This window comes from Pseudomonas sp. SJZ074 (genome assembly GCF_007828215.1).
Classification (GTDB): domain Bacteria; phylum Pseudomonadota; class Gammaproteobacteria; order Pseudomonadales; family Pseudomonadaceae; genus Aquipseudomonas.
Window position 1 is genome coordinate 21895 of record NZ_VIUE01000013.1, and the last position, 20639, is coordinate 42533.

Consider the following 20639-nt stretch of genomic DNA (forward strand, 5'->3'; position numbering starts at 1 on the left):
CTGACCGATCACTGGGCCAGGATGCCGCCCTCGGGCAGTTGCGGATTGAATTCATCGAAAAATGGATAGTGCCCCGGACGCAGCGGATGAATCACGACGAAGGTGGTGACTCCGGGCGACAGCACTTTTTCCACTCGCAATGGCGTGCTCTCGAACTCCGCCGGACCCTGGCCGATGTTCTTCAGCACGATCTTGAAGCGCTGCCCGGCCGGTACTTCCAACAGCGGCGGGGTGAAATGTCCGTCGCGGATGCTCAGTTCATAGGTCGGCAACTCGGCCTGGGCCAGCGACGGCAGCAGGCTCGCCAGCACCAGCCAGGCCAGGCGTCCATGCCTCGCGGGCTGCCCGCGGGTTCGACGGTCCATCGTCAATATCCGCCTTTCTTGCCGATCCCGGCGTAGACGAATTCGTAGTGCAACTCACATCGTTCGAACCACGGCGCGACGCCGGTCTCCTTGTCGGTATGACGACCGAGGGAGCCATGGCCGCCCGGGGGCAGGACGGTGAAGGTCAGTTGATATTTGCCGGGACCGAGCAGTTTCACGTTGTCGCCATAGTGCGGTCTGTCATTGGCGACCATGGCGTGGAAATCACCCTTGAGCTCGGTGTCGTTGCCCTGTTTTTTCAGCTGGAACGCCACGTTGAGGTAAGGCACGAAACTGCCTTCCTGGAAGCCTTGCGGGTTGTCCGCCGTGGCGCGGATATCGGCTTCCAGGTGAATGTCGGAATCGGCGGTGGCGCGCATCATGCCGGCCGGGGCCATTTCAATCGGTTGCAGGTACACCGCGCCGACTTCCAGTCCCGGGCACAGTTGCGGTTCGCCGATGGGGTATTCCTTGGCCTGGGCCAGCGGCGTGAGAACGAGGAGGGCGAGAGACAGGGGAGCGAACGTGCGCATGATGACTTCCTGGACGACATGAGAGTTGGCCGGAGTCTAGGGAGCTTCGCTGCGAATAATAATGATTATTGTCAATTTCCCGCGTGATTCTGCGAAGGAAATGGCGAGGGGGTTTTTGATCGAAATCAAGGGCGATCCAGGCCCGACGCGTTAGGGTACAGCTACACCCATCTGTCAGCGGGGTTCCCATGGCCAAGCCCTTTCCCCTTAGTCCCAAGCATCCTGAACGCATCTGCTGGGGCTGCGACCGCTACTGCGCATCGAACGCCCTGGCCTGTGGCAACGGCGCCGACCGGACCATGCACCCGGCCGAGATGATTGGGGAGGACTGGTACCTGCATGGGGATTGGGGGTTGGAGTTGACTGACATTACAGACCAAAGCGCCAATCTGGAGAAATAGACCAAAGCACCTGTCTGAAGGAATAGACCAAACCTGTGGCGAGGGGATAAATCCCCTCGCCACATTAAACCTGCCAGCCTGGAACCAACAGGCCGGCAGGTGTACTCAGAGCTTCGGCATCTGCCCGATCCGTCCCATCATTTCGGTCACGATCTGCAAGTCCAGCATGAACTGCTCGACTGTCTTGAACTCGTTGTCGTTATGACCGGTGTACTTGACATTGGGCATTGCCAGGCCGAACTGCACGCCGTTGGGCAGGTCGTGGACCGACGTGGCGCCTGCGGAGGTGCCGTATTTGTGCTCCATGCCCAGGTTCTCGGTGGCCACGGCCAGCAGCGCCTTGACCCATTCGCCCTCGGGGTTGCGGTACATCGGTTCGTCGATGGAATAGTCGAAGGCCACCGCCACGTGGGACTTCTTGCTCCAGGCCGCGAGTTTGTCGGCGATCTCGGTCTTGAGCGCTTCGGTGGACTTGCCGACCGGAACGCGCAGGTTGACGGCGAGCTTGAAGGTCTTGTCATCCATGCCGACAAAGGTCAGAGAGGCTGTCAGCGGGCCCATGAACGCGTCGGAGAAGCCAATCCCCAATTGTTTGCCCAGGTAGTCCAGGCCCCAGTTGTCGGCGGCGTAGCGGGCGGCGTCGGTGATGTGGTTGTGCTTGAGTGCGACCTTGCCGTCGAGGCCGTTGATGAAGTCGAGCATCCGCGCTACCGGGTTGACGCCGGACTCGGGTTCTGACGAGTGAGCGGAAACACCGGTGAAGGTCAGTTGGACGTCCTTGCCGACGACCTGGCTGGCGACCTCGAAGTTGCCGCCATTGCGCTTGGCATAATCGGTACCGGCCTTGAGCAGGCTGGCGGCCAGTTCGGCAGGCTTGTCAGCGACAAAGGTGGCCACCGATGTCGATGGAATCTGATTGGTTGCCAGGCCACCGGTCAACCCAGTGATTTCGGCGCCCTTGCCTTGCGCAGGACGGCGGGCAAAGTTCGCCATGACCGTGCCATAGCCTTTCTCGGCAATCACGACAGGGTAGCCGCCATCCAACGCCAGGTTGTAATTCGGCGTCGGGTTGTGTTCGAAGTAGTAGGGAATCGCGTCACCGGTGGTTTCCTCGGTGGTGTCCACCAGCAGCTTGAAATTCCGCGCCAGCGGCAGTTTCTCTTCCTTGATGATCTTCATGGCATAGAGCGCCACGACGATACCGTTCTTGTCGTCCTCGGTGCCTCGGCCGTACATACGGTCGCCCACCAGGGTGACTTTGAACGGGTCGAGCCGTGTGCCATCCTTCAGCACCCAGTTTTCCGGCGTCACCGGGACCACATCGGCGTGGGCGTGGATGCCCACGACTTCGTCGCCACTGCCTGGCAGGGAAATTTCATAGACACGGTTGTCGATGTTGCGGAAGTTCAAGTCGAAGCCCTGGGCGAGGCTTTTGATCTTGTCGGCGATCTTGAGGAATTCCGGATTCTCGTACTGGGCCACGCCGTCCTTGCGGAAGGTCGGGATCGCCACCAGTTCTTTCAGGGTTTCGGTGGCCGCGGCGCCGTATTTCACCCGCGCATAGATACCCAGCAGGCGATGGATTTCGTTCTGTTGTTCAGCCGACAGGGTTTTGTTGTCCTGGAAGGCGTTGATGGCCGGACCCAGGTTCGCGGTTTTGGCAACGTCGCTCTTGGCCACGCTACCCAGGAACTGCCTGAAGTCCGTGGCCGATGTGTCAGCGAGTGTCTTGACGAGCGTCGCGCTCTGCTGCGCGGTGATGTTGGCAAGTGCTGGCGCGCAGAGTGTTGCGAAGCTGGACAGCAGCAGGGTGGTCACAGCCAGGTGCTTGAGCGAGAAGTCCATTGCTGGGGGCATTCCTTTGCAGGGAGTTGAAGGAAGATGTTTCATTGGTGAAACAACTACGCAACCTAACACTGCAGATCAGCGGGCGGGGAGTCCACGAAGTAGGATTTGTCGCACACTCAAGCAAAAACGGCGCACAAATGAAAAACAATGCAGCCGGCGGTCCAGGTGGACGGGTGTATGCAGCCTCTGCATACATCACCGAACCCTGTGGGAGCGGGCTTGCCCGCGAAGGCGGCACATCCTGTATCTGTGTGACAGAGACACCGCTTTCGCGAGCAAGCCCGCTCCCACAGGCCATTGCGGCATTGCTTAATGCGGTGCGCGTGGAATGGTCTTGAGCAGGTCTTCAGGGCTGATGTACCCGACCACCGGCTGCGCCGTGCTGCCCGGCAATGGCAGGTCGAGGATGTGGCCCTTGATCTTGCCGACCACGTGCATCTCGCAGGGTTTGCAGTCGAACTTCAGCGTCAGCACTTCATCGCCGTGGATAAGCTGCATCGGTGCGACCTTGGTGCGCACGCCGGTGACGCCCTTGGCCTGCTTGGGACAGAGGTTGAACGAGAAACGCAGGCAGTGCTTGGTGATCATCACCGGCACTTCACCGGTTTCTTCGTGAGCCTCGAACGCCGCGTCGATCAGCTTGACCCCATGGCGATGATAGAAATCCCGGGCCTTCTGGTTATAGACGTTGGCCAGGAACGACAGGTGCGACTCTGGATACACCGGCGGCGGGCTGGTCTCGGCCTTGCGGCTACCGCGGGGGTGCGCTTCGATGCGGGCGGCGGTCAGGGCTTCGATGGCTTCGCGACGCAACGCCTTGAGCTGCGAGTTGGGAATGAAGAATGCCTGGGGTGCATCCAGCTCGATGGCGGTGGCGTGGTATTCGGTGGTGCCCAGTTGGCCGAGCAGGTCGTGCAATTGCTCCAGGGCCTGTTCCGGCTTGTTGGCTACGCCGAACGGTCCGTCCAGGCCGATGCTGGCGCTGATGCCTTCCTCGCTGGTGGCCGTCAGTTGCAGGCGCTCTTCGCGCAGGCACGCGACCCAGGCCAGGCCGACACGGCGCTCGGATGAGGTTTTCAGCAGCGCCTGCTGCCAGTTATGGTCCAGGTTGCGGCTCAACGGGTGGTTGGGGCGCAACTGGTACATGCCGGCCGGCATCTCGTTCGGCTCGACGCGGTAGCGGTAGCGTTTCTGGCCGTCTTCTTCGAATTCGCCTTTGGGCTCGGCGATGTTGGCCCGGAAGCCCACCACCTCACGCTTGACCAGCACATTGAGGCCGTCGCCGTTGGACAGCGGGTCGAAGGTCACGACCTGCAGGTCGCGCTTGCCGACTTTTTCCACCACGCCCACCGGCACGCCAGTGAAGGTCGGCGAGTCGAAGGCGCCGATGTCGATCTTGCGCTCGCTGACGAAGTAGTCGGTGCTGCCCCGGTGGAAGGTCTTGTCCGGGTCGGGCACGAAGAAGTGCGCGGTACGGCCGCTGGATGCCCGGGCCAGGTCCGGACGGTCTTCGAGGACGTCGTCCAGGCGCTGGCGATAGTAGGCGGTGATGTTCTTCACATAGCCCATGTCCTTGTAGCGCCCTTCGATCTTGAATGAGCGCACACCGGCCTCCACCAGGGCGCGGATGTTGGCGCTCTGGTTGTTGTCCTTCATCGACAGCAGGTGCTTTTCATAGGCGACGACCCGACCCTGGTCGTCCTTGAGGGTGTAAGGCAGGCGACAGGCCTGGGAGCAGTCGCCACGGTTGGCGCTGCGACCGTTCTGGGCGTGGGAGATGTTGCACTGGCCGGAGAACGCCACGCACAGCGCGCCGTGGATGAAGAACTCGATGGCGGCATCGGTTTCGTCGGCGATGGCGCGGATTTCCTGCAGGTTCAGCTCGCGGGCCAGCACCAACTGCGAAAAGCCGGCCTGATCGAGGAACTTGGCCCGGGCCAGGGTACGAATGTCGGTCTGGGTACTGGCATGCAACTCGATCGGCGGAATGTCCAGCTCCATCACTCCCAGGTCCTGGACGATCAATGCGTCGACACCCGCATCGTAGAGCTGATGGATCAGCTGGCGGGCCGGCTCCAGCTCATTGTCGTGCAGGATGGTGTTGATCGTGGTGAATACCCGGGCGTGGTAGCGATGGGCGAACTCCACCAGCCGGGCGATATCGCCCACCTCATTGCAGGCGTTGTGACGCGCGCCGAAACTCGGGCCACCGATGTACACGGCGTCGGCGCCATGCAGGATGGCCTCGCGGGCGATGGTCACGTCGCGGGCAGGGCTGAGTAATTCCAGATGATGTTTGGGCAAGGACATGTGTTTTTTAGTCAGGCTGGTCACGGTCGAAGCGACCATTGTAGCCGCCAGGCGCCTTGCCGGCACCTGTGGACTTGGATTTGCGCGATCCGGACCGATGCACGGCGGTCCTTTACCGGCTCAACCCGACGTTGCGTTGGCACTGCACCAGCGGTTTCGCCCGGTGTTCTTGGCCAGGTACAGAAAGGCGTCGGCGGCCTTGATCAACATGGCAGGCGTCACGTCCACCGTGCCCGGCTGGCTGGTGGTGATGCCGGCGCTGGCCGTGACGATGCCCAATGGATGATCGCCATGTTCGATGTCCAGCGCTCTGATGGCGTCGAGAATGTCCTGGGCTATCTTGGAGGCACCGGTGCTGTCGGTATTGGGCAGCAGGACGGTGAACTCTTCGCCGCCGTACCTCACCGCCAGGTCGCTCGGCCGATTGACCGCGCCCCGGATCGCCCCGGCAATGGCCCGCAGGCACTCATCGCCTGCGGCATGCCCGTATTTGTCGTTGAAGCGCTTGAAGTAATCGACATCGAGCATGATCAGCGCCAGGGACGAGCCCTGGCGCTTGGCCAGGCGCAGCTCATCGGCCAAGGCCAGGTCCAGCTTCCGGCGGTTGCCCAGCCCGGTCAGGCTGTCGGTCAACGCCATGTCCCGCATGCTCTGGTGTGCATGACGGATCTGCTTTTCCATGGTCATCCGGTAGCGCAGTTGGCTCAGCACGATGAGCCCGAAGCCGACCAGGGTGACGATCAGGAAAACCAGCACGAAGCCGGTCTTGAGCAGGTCGCGGCGCCAGGGTGCGGTGATGGAGTCCCGGGACAGGCCGGCTTCCACCACCAACGGATAGGTGGTCAGCGCGCGGTAGCCATACAGGCGTTCGGTGGCGTCGATTACGGCGCGGGCTTCGGCGATGCCCTGGTTCGACGTCGGCAGGAAGTTCTTGAAAATCACGCTATTGACCAGGCTCTTGCCGATCACCGTCTCGACGAAGGGGCGCCGTACCAGGACGGTACCGTTGCGCATGGCCAGGACCAGGGCGCCTTTGTCGTCGATCTTGAAGTCGCCGTAGTAGTCCACGAAGTAGGCGACCTTGACCGTTCCAAGCAGCACGCCGGCGAATGAACCGTCGGGGTTGTTCAGGCGTCGAGAGATGGGAATGATCAGATCATTGGTGGAGCGGCTCCTGATGACCTCGCCAATGCGCACGTTTCTATCCGTGTGGGTGCGGTGATACTGGAAATAGTCACGGTCCGCGTTGTTCGCCGGTTCCGGGATCGTTTCCTTGTCGGTGACCACCCATTGCCCATCGGGTCCGTAGATAAACAGCCCATGCAACTGCGGCATGATGGCTGATTGCTGCACCAGCAGTTTATGGATGCGCGGGATGTCGATGTTCTTGAGCCCGTCGCCTTCCACCCGCTCGCTGAGCGCGGCGGTCACCACGTCCACCTGGCGGATGGTGTCTTCGGCGTGCTGAGCCGTCGCCCGCGCCAGGTTCGTCACCGAATCACGGGCGGCCGAAAACGCCGCACGGTAGTCACGCCATGTTCTCCAGCCCTCCACGGACAGAAAGGCGATCACCACCACCAGCATGAAACTGACGGTAAGCCTCAATGCCGCACCTGGCCGCGCAGGCTGGGGGTCGAAATCCTCGACAGGGCTTTCGCTCTTTGGCTCCGGCCGTTTGCGTCCGAGCATTAACATTTCCTTTTACGACAAGTCTGCGCACTATGGCTGCGCAGCCTATCTTATTCAATTCCAGCACGTTAGCCATTGCGACGACGCAGATTCGGCGGGAAATCACATGAAAGTTGGCGTCATTTCCGATACCCACGGCTTACTCCGTCCTGAAGCGCTTGCCGCGCTGACGGGGTGCGAGCGGATCATACATGGTGGTGATATTGGCAACCCCGGGATCCTCGAACAACTGGCGTCCATTGCGCCGCTGCATGTGGTGCGCGGCAACAACGACCTCGGGGCGGACTGGGCCGGGCCGTTAGCCGATAGCCTGCAGTTCGATCTGTGTGGTTGGCAGGTCTTTCTGGTGCATGACATCGCCGACGTGCCGGCTTCACTCGACTCGGCTGTGAAGGTGGTCATCACGGGGCACTCTCACAAACCGCGTATCGAATGGCGTGGCGAGCGTTTGTACCTGAACCCCGGCAGCGCTGGCCGGCGGCGTTTCAAGCTGCCGGTGACGCTGGGGTTGCTTGAGGTGAGTGCGGGTTCGATCGAACCGCGGATTGTGGCGTTGCTGGAGTGACGAGATGGGGGATCCCGGATCGCGAGCAGGCTCGCTCCGACCCAATCCGCGTTCATAACGAATGCCTGGTGCAGGCTGGGCGATCGAAGAAAAAACACCCGCCGAACCATCCATGGCGGGTGTCTGGGAAAAACCGGCTCAGAAAGGAGGGATCTGGCCGGGATCAGCGAAGTGAAATCACGCCACCGGAATCGACGGGTCGGCTGCTGCCAGGGCTGCGGCGCGGTCGGCGGCGGGCGGGTAGATCCATATCGAGTTGATCTGGGTCTTGAGGGTCTTGGCCTCCTGGCCTACCAGTTTGAGCTGGCGATCCCACCCTTCGGTATACACCGCACCCCAGGCGCCCAGGTCCAGGCAGGTCACGTACTTGGGCTGGCTGTAGGGCATCGGTGCCACGCCCAGCAGGTCGGCGGCGACGTTGTTGCCGGCGTAGCGGCCCAGGGCTATGGCGTGCTGGCAGGACATCGCCGCATAGTTGCCCGCGGTGTCGGTGGCGGCGTAAGCCACGTCACCGGCGGCGAAGATGTGGTCCTGGCCCAGCACCTTCAGGTTGCCGTCGACGTGCAAGCGGCCTTGGCGATCACGGGTGCCGGGTACGTGTTCGGTCAACGGACTGGCACGGAAACCCACGGTCCAGACCACCGTGCTGGATTCGATGCGCTGGCCGTTCGACAGGGTGACGCCGCCAGCATCCACCGATTCGACCGAGGCGTTGAGGATCCATTCGATGCCCAGGTGAGCCGACGCTTCGATCAGGGAAGGGCGGATGCCCTCGCCCAGGGAGGCACCGATCTCTGGTGCGCGGTCGACGACGATGACCCGGATGTTGGCATGTTCGCCCAGGGCGGCGCGCAGGCGGGCGGGCATTTCGGTTGCGGTTTCTATCCCGGTAAAGCCGCCGCCGGCCACTACCACGGTGTTGCGGGCAGGGCTGTCCGGCAAATTGCCAAGGGACTTGATGTGGGCTTCGAGACGGGTTGCCTGCTCGATCTCATCGACGTCGAAAGCATGCTCGACCACGCCCTTGAAGTCAGCGCGCATCAACTGGCTGCCGGCGGCGAGCACCAGCCGATCATAGCCCAGCGTGCCGTGGGTACCGGAGGCGTCGCGATAGCTCACCTGCTTGAGATCGGCGTCGACGCCCTGTGCCGAGCCCTGCACGAAATTCACTCCGACCGCGTTGAACAACCCGTCCAGCGGAGCCGTCATCGTATGGACGTCCGGCTCGTAGAAACGCGGCCGGATGCGCAGCTCCGCCTGGGGCGCCAGGACGGTAATCTGCACATCGTTGCGATCATGCTGGTCCAACAGGCGGGCCGCGCTCAAGGCGCTCCATACCCCACCGAAACCTGCGCCAATTACCAGAATATGCTGTTTCATGATGTGCTCCCGAAGACAAAATCGATACGTTGAATTGTTCAACTGTTTCAGCGTGACCGTGTCGCGAAGTACCCGAACGTGCGTGGCTTCATGCATTCAGCTTCGGTTCGCTGTAGGAAATGGTATGCGTCGGTTCGGCGGCCGACACTTCTACATAAGGTCAGCGGCGGCATGTCTGCGTATGAAGGATCTATACGAAGGTGTTAGAGCAATGGGTGAGAGGATTGGCGGTTGGACACTGCTTTTGTGAACCACGCGGAACCTGTGGGAGCCGGGCTTGCCCGCGATGGCGGTGGCCATTCAGTCGATTGGTCGATTGAGTACCGATTCGATGCTGGCAATCAATTCAGCGCAGTGAAACGGCTTGGGAAAGAATGCCACCGGTTCCGCTGCGCCGGCCTTGACCCGGGGCGTCGGGGCGGGATGGCCGGTGATGAAAATGACCGGGATGTGAATGCCCTGGCCGGCCAGCTCGTTATACATCTGGATGCCGCTCATGCCGGGCATCGTGATATCGGAGATCAGGCAGGCGGTCTGTTCGGGGCCGCTGGAGGACAGGAAATCCAACGCGTTGGCATAGGTTCGAACGGTGTAACCGCTGGAACGCAGGAGACCATCCAAGGCGATTCGAACGGACTCATCGTCATCGACCACTGAAATAATCGCGGTATTGGACATTTAGATACCGAAGGTGATGTCAGGTCGCTATAAAGGCCCCGTCTTCCCTGCAAGATACCTTGTCCTGTCACCCCGCCAAGTTATACCTGGGTATGAACGTTCACCCGCCGCGATGCATGTCCAGCGCCTGGGCCATGCGCACCAGATCGGCGAATGAGCGCGCACGCATTTTGCGCATGGCCTGGCCCCGGTGGATCTTGACCGTGATTTCACTCAAACCGATTTCCCCGGCGATCTGTTTGTTCATCAATCCCGACACGGCCAGGGCCATGACCTGTTGTTCCCGGGCCGTGAGGCTGGCGTAACAGTCCTGGAGCGCCCGACGGCTACGGTCGGACTCACGGCGCAATCGATCCCGCTGCAGGGCGGCGGACACTGCATCGATCAGGTCCTGCTCCCGGAAGGGTTTGCTCAGGAAATCCACCGCGCCGGCTTTCATGGCCTTGACCGTCATGGCGATGTCGCCGTAGCCGGTCATGAACACGATCGGCAGATGGGTATCGGTCGTCGCCAGTTGCTGCTGGAAGTCCAGGCCGCTGGTGCCGCGCAGCCGCACGTCGAGCACCAGGCAACTGGGCTGGTCGGGGCGAGGGTATTGCATGAACTCCGTCACCGAGCCGAACAGTGCGACCTGCAGGCCAATGGAGCGCAACAGGCCGCCGAGGGCTTCGCGCAGCGGTTGATCGTCGTCGACGATATAGACGAGCGGCTCGTCGTTGATGGCCTGGCAGGCGGAGTGGGTAGGCGTCATCGGCTTTCCGAAACGAATCATGTGCAAGTGAGTAGGGGCGGGGCGAACCTGCACGAAGTGCCTTGGGCTGCGCTCGGATCCTACGGTCATGGGAATCGTTGCATCTTAAAAGTGCCGCTTGCCGCCAGGTAGGACATAAAACCCTGAAATTGCGCCACGGTCCTGAAGCGCTGCATACCGAAGTATCGATGAGCTTGCCTAAAGGTTGAATGGGTTGTCCCTAGGTACAACAGACAAGCGCGCGGCCGCGGGAATAACCTGCCAGGCATACCGTCGCCGGTGCGTCTCGATGAAAGGGCCGGCGATGATCCTGTCAACTCCTGAATCAATGGCCTGGTGCCTGGGACGGCTACTATGATGAACAGAAATGACCTGCGTCGTGCTGACATCAACCTGCTGGTTGTCTTCGAAACCCTGATGCATGAGCGCAATGTCAGCCGTGTCGGTGAAAAGCTGTTTCTTGGTCAACCGACGATCAGCAGTGCGCTGGCCCGCTTACGACTGATGTTCGATGACCCCTTGTTCATTCGTTCGGGCCGCTTGATGGAGCCGACGTCACGGGCCCAGGAAATATTTTCCAACCTGAGCCCTGCACTGGATGGCATTGCCGCTGCCCTGAGTCGCTGCCAGGCGTTCGATCCGGGCACCAGTGAAGCGACCTTTCATGTCGGACTGTCCGATGACGTTGAATATGCGTTGCTGCCGGATCTGTTGCGCCGCCTGCGGGTCGAGGCGCCGGGCACGACACTGGTGGTGCGCCGGGCTGATCAATGGCAGATGTCCCAGTTGCTGATCAGCGGGGAAATCACCCTGGGCATCAGCCACACCCTGGAATTGCCGGCCAATGCCCGGCGCAAGGACTTGCGGCGGATTCGGCCGATGCTGCTGCGGGCCGACTCGAAGCCTGGGGAATTGTCCCTGGACGAGTTCTGCCAGCGACCCCACGCGGTGGTGTCGTCCATGGGCAATGTCATCGATGACTCTGATCGCGCCTTGAACCTGATCGGGCGCCAACGCCGGGTGGTGTTGACCGTGCCACAGTTCAGCGCCTTGCCCGTGTTGTTGGCCAATAGCGACATGATCGCCATCGTGCCGGACTATGTCGCCCAGGCCATGGCGACGGCCACTGGCCTCAGGGCCGAGCCGGCGCCGATCCGTTTGCCCGAGCACGCGCTGTCGATGGTCTGGGGTGGTGCTTCTCACAATGATCCGGGGGAGTGCTGGTTGCGTGCCCGTTGTAGCGCGTTCGTGGCCGAGCACGCCGAGCACCAGGACGCCAGGAAGGTCGCTTGAGCTGCGGGCCGGCTAATCGTCTTTCGAGGCGTATCCCTCGGGGTCGACGTTGGCTTGCGCCTTCGCCACCAGGCGCTGCACCCATTCGGCATCCTGCTCGTTGATCACCGCGTAGCGGTCCGGTGGAAAAAAGGTCCAGTGATGGGCGGCCTCGGCAAGGCGCTTGAGTTCATCGCCAGACAGCCAGTACGCCGTGTCGATCAAGGGTATCGGTGCGCCGTCGAAACGCCGGCCCAGGGGCAACTGGGTGCCGGGGGCAAAGGCAATCGCCAGTTGCTCCCGTGGTTGAAGCTGCTTGGCCGGCGCAGGCGTTTGTCCAATCCGAGCGTAGGTGAAGTTGCCGGGGAATTGCTCCTTGAGCACCAGCCAGTGTCCCTCCTTGGTCCTGGCCAGGACCCACTGCGATACGCCGCTGTCTTGCACGCGCTCGATTTTATCGTTGACCCAGAGCATGAGGCTGTTGCAGTCGGGGTCATAGTCGTTGGCCCACAGGCAGAAACCTGAGACCAGGGTATGGCGCTCAAGCTCGACCACACCCTGATCCGGCATGGACTGCCAGTAGCGTTTGGTCGGGTCGTGTTTGTCCCGCAGGAAATTGCGCAGCGCCCAGGCCGTGGTGAAAAGCACTATCGCGACCGCCAGCCATCCCAGGGACTCATCGATGATGGGATCCAGGTCGAGGCCAGGGGCGAACAGTGCTTGATAGAGCATCAGCCCCAGGAATAACGCGATGGGGGGCAACAGGGGGCCGAAGCACAGCGGCGGCACCAGCACCATGAGCCAGTTGAAACGGTGGTGAGCCGCATAATCATGGGCCCAGGCCAGCTCCTGGGGGTGCATCGGCGCCTGTTCACGCGGGCCGATGGCTGGGTCCGGGGTCCAGAAACGCATGTACTGTGTGTAGGAGAAGTCGCTCATGGACGAAGTCATGCTCGTTAGAAATCGTTGGGAGCCTCAGCCCGGTCAGCGGGAAAAGCGCTTGCGGTAATCCCGGGGTGAAATCGAGAGGTGGCGCTGGAAGGTAAGGCGCATTCGTTCTTCGTCACCGAAACCGCACGAGCGGGCGATCTGATCGATGTTGCGTTGGGAGTCTTCCAGCAGCCTTCGCGCGGCTTCCAGGCGAAACAACTCGATGGCTTTGGCCGGAGTCCGGCCGGTCTGGCGCTTGTAGACCCGGGAGAAGTTACGCGGGCTCATTCGCGCCTGGCGGGCCAGCCGTTCGATGGTCAGGTCGTCGCCCAGGTGCTCGGCAATCCAGAGGTGCAGCTCGTCGAAGCCGGCGCTGTCCTGGGTTTGCAATTGCAGCAGCTGGCTGAATTGCGCCTGGCCACCGGGGCGCTTGAGAAACACCACCAGCTCCCGGGCCACTTGCAGGGCGACCTCGCGGCCGCAGTCGGCTTCCACCAGCGCCAGGGCCATGTCGATGCCGGCGCTGACCCCTGCCGAGGTCCACACGTGACCCTGCTGGATGAAAATCGCATCCAGGTCCACTTCCACCATCGGGAAACCGCTTTTCAGCATGTCGCACATGGCCCAGTGCGTCGCGGCACGGCGTCCGTTCAGCAAGCCGGCCTGGGCCATCAGGAACGTGCCGCTGCACACCGATGCGGTGCGTCGGGCCCTGACTGAAGCATGGCGCAGCCAGTCGACCAGATCGACGCAATCGATCATCGCCTGGCGGATGTCGGGCGCGCCGGGGACGATCAGCGTGTCGATCAGAATGTCTTCGAACTGGCGCAGGCGGCAGGTCTGCACGACCAGGCCTTCGGCGGTTCGCATCAACCCGCCCGGGAGGCTGGCGGTATGCATGGCGTAGCCGGGCAGGCCGCGTTCGGCCATGGCTTTGGTCGCCGCCCAGAACACCGTCTGGGCGCCGGTCAGGTCCAGAAGGCCCATTTGCGGGTAGGCCAGGAAGACCAGCGTGCGTGGTTGGGTGATCGACCGGCTGGCAAGGTCGATGTCACGGGGCATTTCGTTCATGGTGGCGTGGATGTTCAGAGGTCGATTCATTCTGCTTTATACACTGGCAGCGAATCCATTCCTGGCCAATTATCCGTTTTCGGCACAATTGCACGGCTTGCCTGGGAGGCGGAATGGAACTTGCCTGATGTTTGATCCGTAAGCCCAGGAATCGATGAAGGTCGGGTCAATGAATAACAACAACAGAGTGCAGTCGACGGTTCCGGCAAGTGGGTTTCCGACCCCGGTGGTCAATCGGTTTCGCACCGGTGACATCGACGAACACTCGCGCAACATGGGCGGTTGGCAACTCTGCTACGACCAGTTGACCCCAGGGCGCTTCGAGGGCGACCTGGTCGAGTTCCGTGCCGACTGGATGCAGCTGGTGCGTGACCGCTCTAACCAGGCGATGACCAAGCAGGGCGCGGCTTGGGAAGGCGCCATCACCTTCAGCTTGCCGCTGAATGCGGACGGTCCGGCCTTCTGCTCCGGACACCCGATTGCCGAACCCAGCCTGTTGGTTGCACGCGGGCAAAACCTGCCCGAGTTGTGTACGCCTGCGCACCTCGATCTGTTCGCTTTCGCCTTGGATGAGCAGACGCTGGAACATATGCTGGAGCGCCAGGGCAGCCGGTTCCAGATTACCGATCTTCCCAAGTGTTACCGGCTCGGTGATTCGATGCTGCCGGCCGAAGTCGCGATGGTGTTCAATGAACTCGAAGGCTGCGCCCAGGGACGCGACTCGATGTTGGGCTATGAGTCGATCCGTCGGGGCCTGCGCGACACCGTCATGGTGCAGGTGCTGGAATTGGTCGCGCCGGACGAGGCGCCCCCGCTCAACCCTACGGCGCGCAAGCGCATGGTCGACCGGGCCCGGGAGTACGCCATGGCCCATGTTGATGAGCCGCTGTCGATCCTTGACCTGTGCAACCACATCGGTGCCAGCCGGCGCAAATTGCAGTATTGCTTCCAGGAAACCCTGGGCATCAATCCCGTGGCTTATTTACGCGCGTTGCGCCTCAATGCCGTGCGCCGTGAGCTGCGCAATGATGATCAGGTCCAGAGCGTGCAGGAGGTAGCGGCACGCTGGGGATTCTGGCATTTGAGCCGGTTTTCCAGTGACTATCGGGTCCTGTTCGGTGAAACGCCTTCGCAAACCTTGCGTCGCACGCATCTGTGCTGAAAACGGATAACGGCCGATGACGCCTGCTCCCTAGGATGACCCCACCACCACATGGTCGGAAGGGGCATTCGATGAATCACAATAAGAAAACAAACGTCTTGCGCTTTACGTGGTTGACCCTGGGGATGATCGGCCTTTGCGCCGCCGCCCATGGCACCGAAAACGGCGCGCCGACCACGGCGGTCGGGGTCTACGACTTCGGTGCGGGCATGATGCCGCCGGCCACGCCCTTCGGGACCGTCGGCCTGCGCACGGCGTTTTACTCCGCCAACGTGCAGAAAGACCGCCACGGCAACTCGGTGGACAACAATTTCTCTCTGGATGTGCTGTCCATCGGCGTCGCCTACATGCGCATGACCGATTACACCGTGTTGGGCGCCAAATATGGCTTCGGCACCGTAGTGCCGTTCTTCAAGATGGACGCCTCGGTACAGGTGCAGACACCTGTCGGCCCGCTGGACCTTGAAGCCGATCCGTTTCGTCTGGCGGACGTCCAGTTCCTGCCGGTGATCCTGCAATGGACCCTGTCGCCGAACCTGTTCGTCAACACTCAGTTCCAGATCCAGGCGCCTACCGGCGACTACGACAAGAATCGCTTGATTTCACCCGGCCTCAACCACTGGACGTTCTCACCGATCGTCAACGCCACCTACCTCTCCGACAGCGGCTTTGAAGTGTCTTCCAGCTTCGAGGTCGATGTGAATACCCGCAACAACGCCACCGACTACAAGAACGGCGTCGAGTACCGCCATGAGTTCGCCGTGGGGCAGCACGCCGGGCCCTGGACCGTGGGGGTGGGCGGCTACTACTACCGCCAGTTCAGCGATGACGATGCGCCAGGACTGGAGACCGGCAATCGCGCCCGGGTGATGGCCGTAGGGCCGGCGGTGAGTTACTTCAAGCCCGGTATTCCGCCGGTGTGGCTGCACGTCTACAAAGAGTTTGACGCCCGCAACCGTGCCGAGGGCTATACCGCGGCGTTGCGTATTTCTCAAAGTTTCTGAAGGGGCTCGCCATGAACCAACCAAGCAGCGTTTCAACGGCTCCGTTGCGTCAGGCAGGCCTGCGTGAGGGCCTGGTACTGATGCTGGGCAGCAGTTTGACCATTATGGGGTCGGTGATGGTTTCTCCCGTCCTGCCCCGCTTGGGTGCCGAATTCGGCCCCGTGGAACCCCGGGCCGATTTGCTGTTGCCGCTGGCGGTCACCGGGCCGGCCCTGGCAATCGCCCTGTGCGCACCTCTGGCCGGATGGTTGGCCGATCGCGTCGGGCGTAAGGCCTTGCTGGTGCTTGCCACGTTGCTCTACGCCGTGCTCGGCGCCTTGCCCGCCATGCTCGATAGCCTGCCCGCCATCGTGGCGACGAGGCTGTTGTTCGGCTGTACCGAAGCGGCGGTCATGACCTGTTGTGCCACGTTGATTGCCGACTATTGGCACGACGAGGAGCGCTTGCGCTACGTCAATCGGCAGGTGGTTACCATCGGGCTGGTGGGGGCGCTGTTCTTTGTGGTGGGCGGGGCACTTGGGGAGCATTCGTGGCGCTCGCCGTTCCTGCTCTATCTCCTGCCGTTATTGCTGGTACCGTCAATGATGAAGGTGTTGTGGGAGCCGCCGCTGGCGCGGCGCAGCGCGACCAGGTCGCCAAACGACGGGGCAGGCTTGACCAAAGTGGCGGTGCTGCCGCTGGTGGTCGGCAACCTGATGATTTTTGGCGGCATGGTCCTGGCCTTCGTTTTACCGGTCCAGGCGCCGATGCTGTTGGTCAGCCTGGGCATTACCTCCAGCACCATGATCGGCATGGCAGCGGGGCTGAGCCTGTTGGCGACGCTGGTCGGTTCGCTGATGTGGCCGATGCTGCGTCGCCGCTTCGGCATCGCCGGTTGCAATGCATTGCTGCTGGGGCTGGCGAGCCTTGGGCTATGGCTGCTGACGCGCGCACAGAGTTACAACGAGGTGCTGGTTTCAGTACTCATCCAGGGTCTGGGGTTCGGGTTGTTGGTGCCCAATGTGATGGCACCGGTGATGAACGCCCTGACCGCCAGCACCCGTGGTCGGGGGTTGGGCGGGTTCACGGCATTTCTCTATCTCGGTCAATTCGCCAGTCCTCTGGTAGTGGCCGGCGTGGGGGGATTGGCCGGGGATCTGCGCCAGTCCATCCAATGGTTAGCGTTCACCAGCCTTGTCGTAGCACTGCTTTGGCTGATTACCGGTCTGCGCAGCCGTGGTCACGACCAGGCCAGTCCTATCGGTACACGCCCATCATCATGAATAAGGAATCCGAAGCATGAGCATGCAAGACATCCACCAGTTGATGGATCGCGAAGACGCCATGGGCCTGGCCGAGTGGGTCCGGCGCGGCGAGGTCCGGCCTGGCGAATTGCTCGAGGTGGCCATCGAGCGCCTCGAACGGGTCGAGCCGCAACTCAATGCCGTGGCCGAGCGGCTGTATGACGCGGCCCGGGAAGCGGCGCAAACGCCTGAGATGGGGCAGGGCCCGTTGGCCGGCGTGCCGACGTTGATCAAGGACCTGTTTTCGCCGGTCAACGGTGCGGCGATGACCAATGGCTCCCGTTCTCTTGGAAGCGCTCGTGCGGATTTCGAGGCGGAAGTGGTGACGCGTTTGCGCCGGGCAGGGTGCCAGTTGATGGGCACCAGCACGTCGCCGGAGTTCGGCACGTCGTACTCCACCGAGTCCACGCGTTTCGGCGCGACTCGCAACCCCTGGAACACCGACTACAGCGCCGGGGGCTCCAGCGGCGGTGCAGCGGCGTTGGTGGCGGCCCGGGTGGTGCCGTTCGCCCATGGCAACGATGGCGGCGGTTCGTTGCGGGTGCCGGCGTCCTGCTGCGGGGTGTTCGGTCTCAAGCCCAGCCGTGGCCTGTTGCCCTCGGGGCCGATTGTGGGGGAGGGCTGGGCGGGGATGGGCACGCCCCATGCGATCACCTTGTCGGTGCGTGACAGCGCGGCGTTGCTGGATGCGACCGCAGGGATGGATCTCGGCGCGCCCTATGCCGCCCCGGTGCAGGCACTGCCTTACGTAACCGCGGTGCAGCGCGATCCACAGCCGCTGCGCATCGCCCTGGTCGAGCAGCTCGGCCCCTGGCCGACGTCGCCTGAGAGCTTGCGGGCGGTGGGCGAGGCGGCACGCTTGTGCGAGTCCCTGGGGCATCGTGTCGAGCCGGTGAGCCTGCCGGTGGTGTTGCCGGAGTTTCTCGACCAGGTGTTCACCATCATCGGTGCAAGCACGCGTCATTATGTCGATCTGCTGGGCCAGATGCGTGGCTTCGCGGTCCAGGCCGAAGAGCTGGAAGTGCGCACCCGGATCATCCTGCGGGACAAAGGGAATGTGAGCGGCGCCCAATACGCGGCCGCTGTGGAGTGGATACACGGCCTGGGCCGGCAACTGGCGCTGTTCATGCAGGATTACGACCTGATCCTCACCCCGGTCCTGACCCGCGAACCGGCGCCGATTGGCGAGCTGGACATCCAGGATGTGTGCCTGAGCCTTGATCAGTTGATCGAGCGCTACCACAGCTACTCGCCCTTCACGGCCTTGTTCAATGCCAGCGGTCAACCGGCGATGTCGGTGCCGTTGTCCTGGAGTGCCAGAGGCTTGCCGATGGGGGCGCATTTCGCCGGGCGCTTTGGTGAGGAGGGCACGTTGCTGGCCCTGGCCGGACAACTGGAGCGAGCCCGGCCGTGGCGGGGGCGGGTGCCGGCGGTGAATGCTTGTTGGTGAGCTTGACTGGCTAAAAGGCAACGCGATGCTCGCCCTGCAGGGAGCGGGCATCGGCAACTTTCTTCAAACGGTTTATGCCCTTTCTACTGTCTGTAACCTGCGCTCTAGAGGGGTTATCCGTCGCAGGGCACTAAACCAGCGCAATAATTTCAAATCAATATCAAAGAGCCATATTGACCCATTGTCCTACAATCAGTAATCTTTGCTGAATGTTTCAAGGACTGAAAATATGACTGACGGATTAGTCGCGCCTGCTCGCCTGTGCCTGATAGAAAAATTCCTTTCTTGCCCATCTTCTCGTCTGACCACGGTCCTGGCGCAGGATGGCGTTGTCTCCTTGAAACAGTCCGAAATGCTTGCCCGGGTGGCTTGTGCGCGCCGGGTATTGCGTCAGAGTGCCCTGGCACCTGAACAGGTCGTTGCCATCGCCCTGCCTTCCAGCGTTGAAGTGCTGGTCGTGGTGCTAGCATGCTGGGCCGAGGGGTTGGCGATTGCCTTGCTGCCCCACGAAAGCAAACGCGAAGGGGCGGGGATAGAGGCGATGCTGGCATTGCTCGAACCTGCCTTGATCCTTACCTCTGAGCACATCGCGCAGCAGCTTGCGCAAGAATGGGCGCAGCGGGTCTTGACGGATGCCGCCCTGAGCGAGCGTATGCAGGCTGTGGAAACACCCGTCAATGAGCCAGTACTCAGCCGTCCTGAAAGCCTTGCGATCCTGCAGTTTACCTCCGGCAGTACCGGCGCGCCGAAAGCGGTATGCATCACCCAGGCCATGCTCAGTGCCAATTGCCAGGCTATCGCCGAACGCGTGTCCGTCGCAGCGGCGGATCGCATGGTGAGCTGGTTGCCCCTGCATCACGACATGGGGCTTTCTGCCTTGACCCTGGCCTGGTGGTGCTCCATCGACCTGGTGTTGATGCCCACCAGCGAATTCAGCCGTCAGCCCTTGGCCTGGCTCCATGCGCTGTCGCGCTACAAAGGCACGCTGTCACCGGCGCCGACCTCGGCTTTCGCGTTGCTTGGCCGTCTGGCGGGACGCTTGCGTGACGGCGATCTGGATCTGTCCCATTGGCGCTACGCATGGGTCGGTGCCGAACCGGTTTTTCACGCGCATCTTCATCAGTTCGAAACTGCCTTCAGCGCTTATGGCCTGCAAGCGGGCGTACTGCAACCAGCTTACGGCATGGCAGAAGCGGTGGTGGCCGTATCCCTCAATGCGCCAGGCCAGGCGTTGCGCGTGCGCTGGCTGGACACTCAGAGCCTGCATGCCGACGGTGTGGTCCGCGAGCAACCGGAAGGTGCACCAGGCGCTGCGGCCTATCTGGGCAATGGCACCGCGGTCGGTGACGTCGAAACGCGTGTGGTGGACGAACACGGCCTTGAGGTGAGTGAAGGCCTGCTGGGCAGCCTGCAGATTCGTGGCAGCAGCGTGATTGGCCGGTACTTGAAGATGGAGCCCGTGCGCCCGCAGGCCAGCGATTGGTACGACACGGGTGACCTGGGTTTCATACTGGACGCCGAGATCTACATCACCGGCCGGACCAAGGACCTGATTACCCGTGCGGGAGTGAATGTCAGCCCGCATATCGTCGAATGGTCGTTGGAGCATGAACTGGGCCTTGCGGCAGGTTCTGTCGCGGCGTTTTCCTGCATTGACAGCCGGCATGTCAAAGAGAGCGTCGTGGTGGTGATCGCCGTCAATGCGTTGGGCAATCGTGACCTGGAGGAACTGCGTCGCGAAGTCGCCCGGACAGTGGCGCGCCATGCCGGCGTTCAAGTGGACGACCTGGTGTTGATCCGTCGCGCCGATTTCCCCAAGACCACCAGCGGCAAGATCCAGCGCCAGGCGCTGAGTCGCTTGTACCTGAGTGGCAAATTGAAGCCCGCAGCGGTCACCACAGACGCTGTATCCGCCTGATCCTTCCCCAGCAGCACGGATTGCATACG

At 62.1% G+C, this 20639-nt stretch carries 18 protein-coding genes; 8 read left to right on the top strand and 10 right to left on the bottom strand.

All coding sequences use genetic code 11. The annotated features are described in order from the left end of the window. Positions 1–8: 8 nt before the first annotated feature. Positions 9–365, bottom strand: coding sequence for a cupredoxin domain-containing protein (locus FBX99_RS15150; RefSeq protein WP_144929443.1), 357 nt, complete (start codon positions 363–365; stop codon positions 9–11). A 2-nt stretch (positions 366–367) separates the two neighbouring features. Beyond that, complete coding sequence (locus tag FBX99_RS15155; protein ID WP_145131910.1) at positions 368–898, bottom strand: iron transporter; 531 nt, start codon at positions 896–898, stop codon at positions 368–370. Positions 899–1086: 188 nt separating this feature from the next. On the opposite strand from FBX99_RS15155, the gene FBX99_RS15160 reads away from it, so the two are divergent. Then, positions 1087–1299 (top strand): DUF3079 domain-containing protein, encoded by a 213-nt coding sequence (locus FBX99_RS15160; RefSeq protein ID WP_144929441.1) that lies wholly within the window; start codon positions 1087–1089, stop codon positions 1297–1299. A gap of 105 nt (positions 1300–1404) precedes the next feature. On the opposite strand, the gene FBX99_RS15165 is transcribed toward FBX99_RS15160, so the two are convergent. The 3 genes from FBX99_RS15165 to FBX99_RS15180 form a co-directional block, all read right to left on the bottom strand. Beyond that, positions 1405–3144, bottom strand: coding sequence for a dipeptidase (locus FBX99_RS15165; protein ID WP_144929440.1), 1740 nt, complete (start codon positions 3142–3144; stop codon positions 1405–1407). Positions 3145–3456: 312 nt separating this feature from the next. Further along, positions 3457–5457: a U32 family peptidase gene (locus FBX99_RS15175; protein ID WP_144929438.1), complete on the bottom strand. Its 2001-nt coding sequence runs from the start codon at positions 5455–5457 to the stop codon at positions 3457–3459. Between the two features lie 120 nt (positions 5458–5577). Further along, complete coding sequence (locus FBX99_RS15180; RefSeq protein ID WP_144929437.1) at positions 5578–7146, bottom strand: sensor domain-containing diguanylate cyclase; 1569 nt, start codon at positions 7144–7146, stop codon at positions 5578–5580. 106 nt (positions 7147–7252) lie between these two features. On the opposite strand from FBX99_RS15180, the gene FBX99_RS15185 reads away from it, so the two are divergent. Continuing rightward, positions 7253–7711 carry a metallophosphoesterase family protein gene (locus FBX99_RS15185; RefSeq protein ID WP_144929436.1) on the top strand — a complete coding sequence of 153 codons (459 nt, stop codon included), beginning with the start codon at positions 7253–7255 and terminating at the stop codon, positions 7709–7711. A 177-nt stretch (positions 7712–7888) separates the two neighbouring features. On the opposite strand, the gene FBX99_RS15190 is transcribed toward FBX99_RS15185, so the two are convergent. From FBX99_RS15190 to FBX99_RS15200, 3 genes are all read right to left on the bottom strand, one after another. After that, complete coding sequence (locus tag FBX99_RS15190) at positions 7889–9091, bottom strand: NAD(P)/FAD-dependent oxidoreductase (RefSeq protein ID WP_145131912.1); 1203 nt, start codon at positions 9089–9091, stop codon at positions 7889–7891. A 300-nt stretch (positions 9092–9391) separates the two neighbouring features. Further along, positions 9392–9769 (bottom strand): response regulator transcription factor, encoded by a 378-nt coding sequence (locus tag FBX99_RS15195; protein WP_144929434.1) that lies wholly within the window; start codon positions 9767–9769, stop codon positions 9392–9394. A gap of 100 nt (positions 9770–9869) precedes the next feature. Then, entirely contained in the window at positions 9870–10520 is a 651-nt protein-coding gene (locus FBX99_RS15200) for a response regulator transcription factor (RefSeq protein ID WP_144929433.1), read from the bottom strand. A 354-nt stretch (positions 10521–10874) separates the two neighbouring features. Between FBX99_RS15200 and FBX99_RS15205 the strand changes: the two genes are divergently transcribed. Then, a complete protein-coding gene (locus FBX99_RS15205) occupies positions 10875–11813 on the top strand; it encodes a LysR family transcriptional regulator (RefSeq protein WP_144929432.1) in 939 nt (312 codons plus the stop codon). A gap of 12 nt (positions 11814–11825) precedes the next feature. Here FBX99_RS15205 and FBX99_RS15210 read toward each other — a convergent pair whose 3' ends face one another. Next, positions 11826–12731 (bottom strand): hypothetical protein, encoded by a 906-nt coding sequence (locus FBX99_RS15210; protein ID WP_144929431.1) that lies wholly within the window; start codon positions 12729–12731, stop codon positions 11826–11828. 45 nt (positions 12732–12776) lie between these two features. Next, a complete protein-coding gene (locus tag FBX99_RS15215; protein ID WP_371921426.1) occupies positions 12777–13784 on the bottom strand; it encodes a GlxA family transcriptional regulator in 1008 nt (335 codons plus the stop codon). A gap of 178 nt (positions 13785–13962) precedes the next feature. Between FBX99_RS15215 and FBX99_RS15220 the strand changes: the two genes are divergently transcribed. The 5 genes from FBX99_RS15220 to FBX99_RS15240 all read left to right on the top strand — a co-directional run bounded on the left by FBX99_RS15220 (position 13963) and on the right by FBX99_RS15240 (position 20610). After that, on the top strand, positions 13963–14955 hold the full coding sequence (locus FBX99_RS15220; RefSeq protein ID WP_144929430.1) for a helix-turn-helix domain-containing protein: 993 nt from the start codon (positions 13963–13965) through the stop codon (positions 14953–14955). 71 nt (positions 14956–15026) lie between these two features. Next, on the top strand, positions 15027–15959 hold the full coding sequence (locus FBX99_RS15225; protein WP_145131915.1) for a transporter: 933 nt from the start codon (positions 15027–15029) through the stop codon (positions 15957–15959). Positions 15960–15970: 11 nt separating this feature from the next. Continuing rightward, entirely contained in the window at positions 15971–17221 is a 1251-nt protein-coding gene (locus FBX99_RS15230; RefSeq protein WP_144929428.1) for an MFS transporter, read from the top strand. A gap of 16 nt (positions 17222–17237) precedes the next feature. Beyond that, a complete protein-coding gene (locus FBX99_RS15235; RefSeq protein ID WP_144929427.1) occupies positions 17238–18692 on the top strand; it encodes an amidase in 1455 nt (484 codons plus the stop codon). Positions 18693–18921: 229 nt separating this feature from the next. Next, the gene (locus FBX99_RS15240; RefSeq protein ID WP_145131917.1) at positions 18922–20610 is read left to right on the top strand and encodes an AMP-binding protein; all 1689 of its coding nucleotides are present in this window, start codon (positions 18922–18924) and stop codon (positions 20608–20610) included. Positions 20611–20639 lie beyond the last annotated feature (29 nt).

Bases quoted from the DNA above. Each gene is read 5' to 3' on its own strand.
- FBX99_RS15150 (WP_144929443.1), bottom strand. From the start codon at position 365: ATGGACCGTCGAACCCGCGGGCAGCCCGCGAGGCATGGACGCCTGGCC.
- FBX99_RS15155 (WP_145131910.1), bottom strand. From the start codon at position 898: ATGCGCACGTTCGCTCCCCTGTCTCTCGCCCTCCTCGTTCTCACGCCG.
- FBX99_RS15160 (WP_144929441.1), top strand. From the start codon at position 1,087: ATGGCCAAGCCCTTTCCCCTTAGTCCCAAGCATCCTGAACGCATCTGC.
- FBX99_RS15165 (WP_144929440.1), bottom strand. From the start codon at position 3,144: ATGGACTTCTCGCTCAAGCACCTGGCTGTGACCACCCTGCTGCTGTCC.
- FBX99_RS15175 (WP_144929438.1), bottom strand. From the start codon at position 5,457: ATGTCCTTGCCCAAACATCATCTGGAATTACTCAGCCCTGCCCGCGAC.
- FBX99_RS15180 (WP_144929437.1), bottom strand. From the start codon at position 7,146: ATGCTCGGACGCAAACGGCCGGAGCCAAAGAGCGAAAGCCCTGTCGAG.
- FBX99_RS15185 (WP_144929436.1), top strand. From the start codon at position 7,253: ATGAAAGTTGGCGTCATTTCCGATACCCACGGCTTACTCCGTCCTGAA.
- FBX99_RS15190 (WP_145131912.1), bottom strand. From the start codon at position 9,091: ATGAAACAGCATATTCTGGTAATTGGCGCAGGTTTCGGTGGGGTATGG.
- FBX99_RS15195 (WP_144929434.1), bottom strand. From the start codon at position 9,769: ATGTCCAATACCGCGATTATTTCAGTGGTCGATGACGATGAGTCCGTT.
- FBX99_RS15200 (WP_144929433.1), bottom strand. From the start codon at position 10,520: ATGACGCCTACCCACTCCGCCTGCCAGGCCATCAACGACGAGCCGCTC.
- FBX99_RS15205 (WP_144929432.1), top strand. From the start codon at position 10,875: ATGATGAACAGAAATGACCTGCGTCGTGCTGACATCAACCTGCTGGTT.
- FBX99_RS15210 (WP_144929431.1), bottom strand. From the start codon at position 12,731: ATGAGCGACTTCTCCTACACACAGTACATGCGTTTCTGGACCCCGGAC.
- FBX99_RS15215 (WP_371921426.1), bottom strand. From the start codon at position 13,784: ATGCCCCGTGACATCGACCTTGCCAGCCGGTCGATCACCCAACCACGC.
- FBX99_RS15220 (WP_144929430.1), top strand. From the start codon at position 13,963: ATGAATAACAACAACAGAGTGCAGTCGACGGTTCCGGCAAGTGGGTTT.
- FBX99_RS15225 (WP_145131915.1), top strand. From the start codon at position 15,027: ATGAATCACAATAAGAAAACAAACGTCTTGCGCTTTACGTGGTTGACC.
- FBX99_RS15230 (WP_144929428.1), top strand. From the start codon at position 15,971: ATGAACCAACCAAGCAGCGTTTCAACGGCTCCGTTGCGTCAGGCAGGC.
- FBX99_RS15235 (WP_144929427.1), top strand. From the start codon at position 17,238: ATGAGCATGCAAGACATCCACCAGTTGATGGATCGCGAAGACGCCATG.
- FBX99_RS15240 (WP_145131917.1), top strand. From the start codon at position 18,922: ATGACTGACGGATTAGTCGCGCCTGCTCGCCTGTGCCTGATAGAAAAA.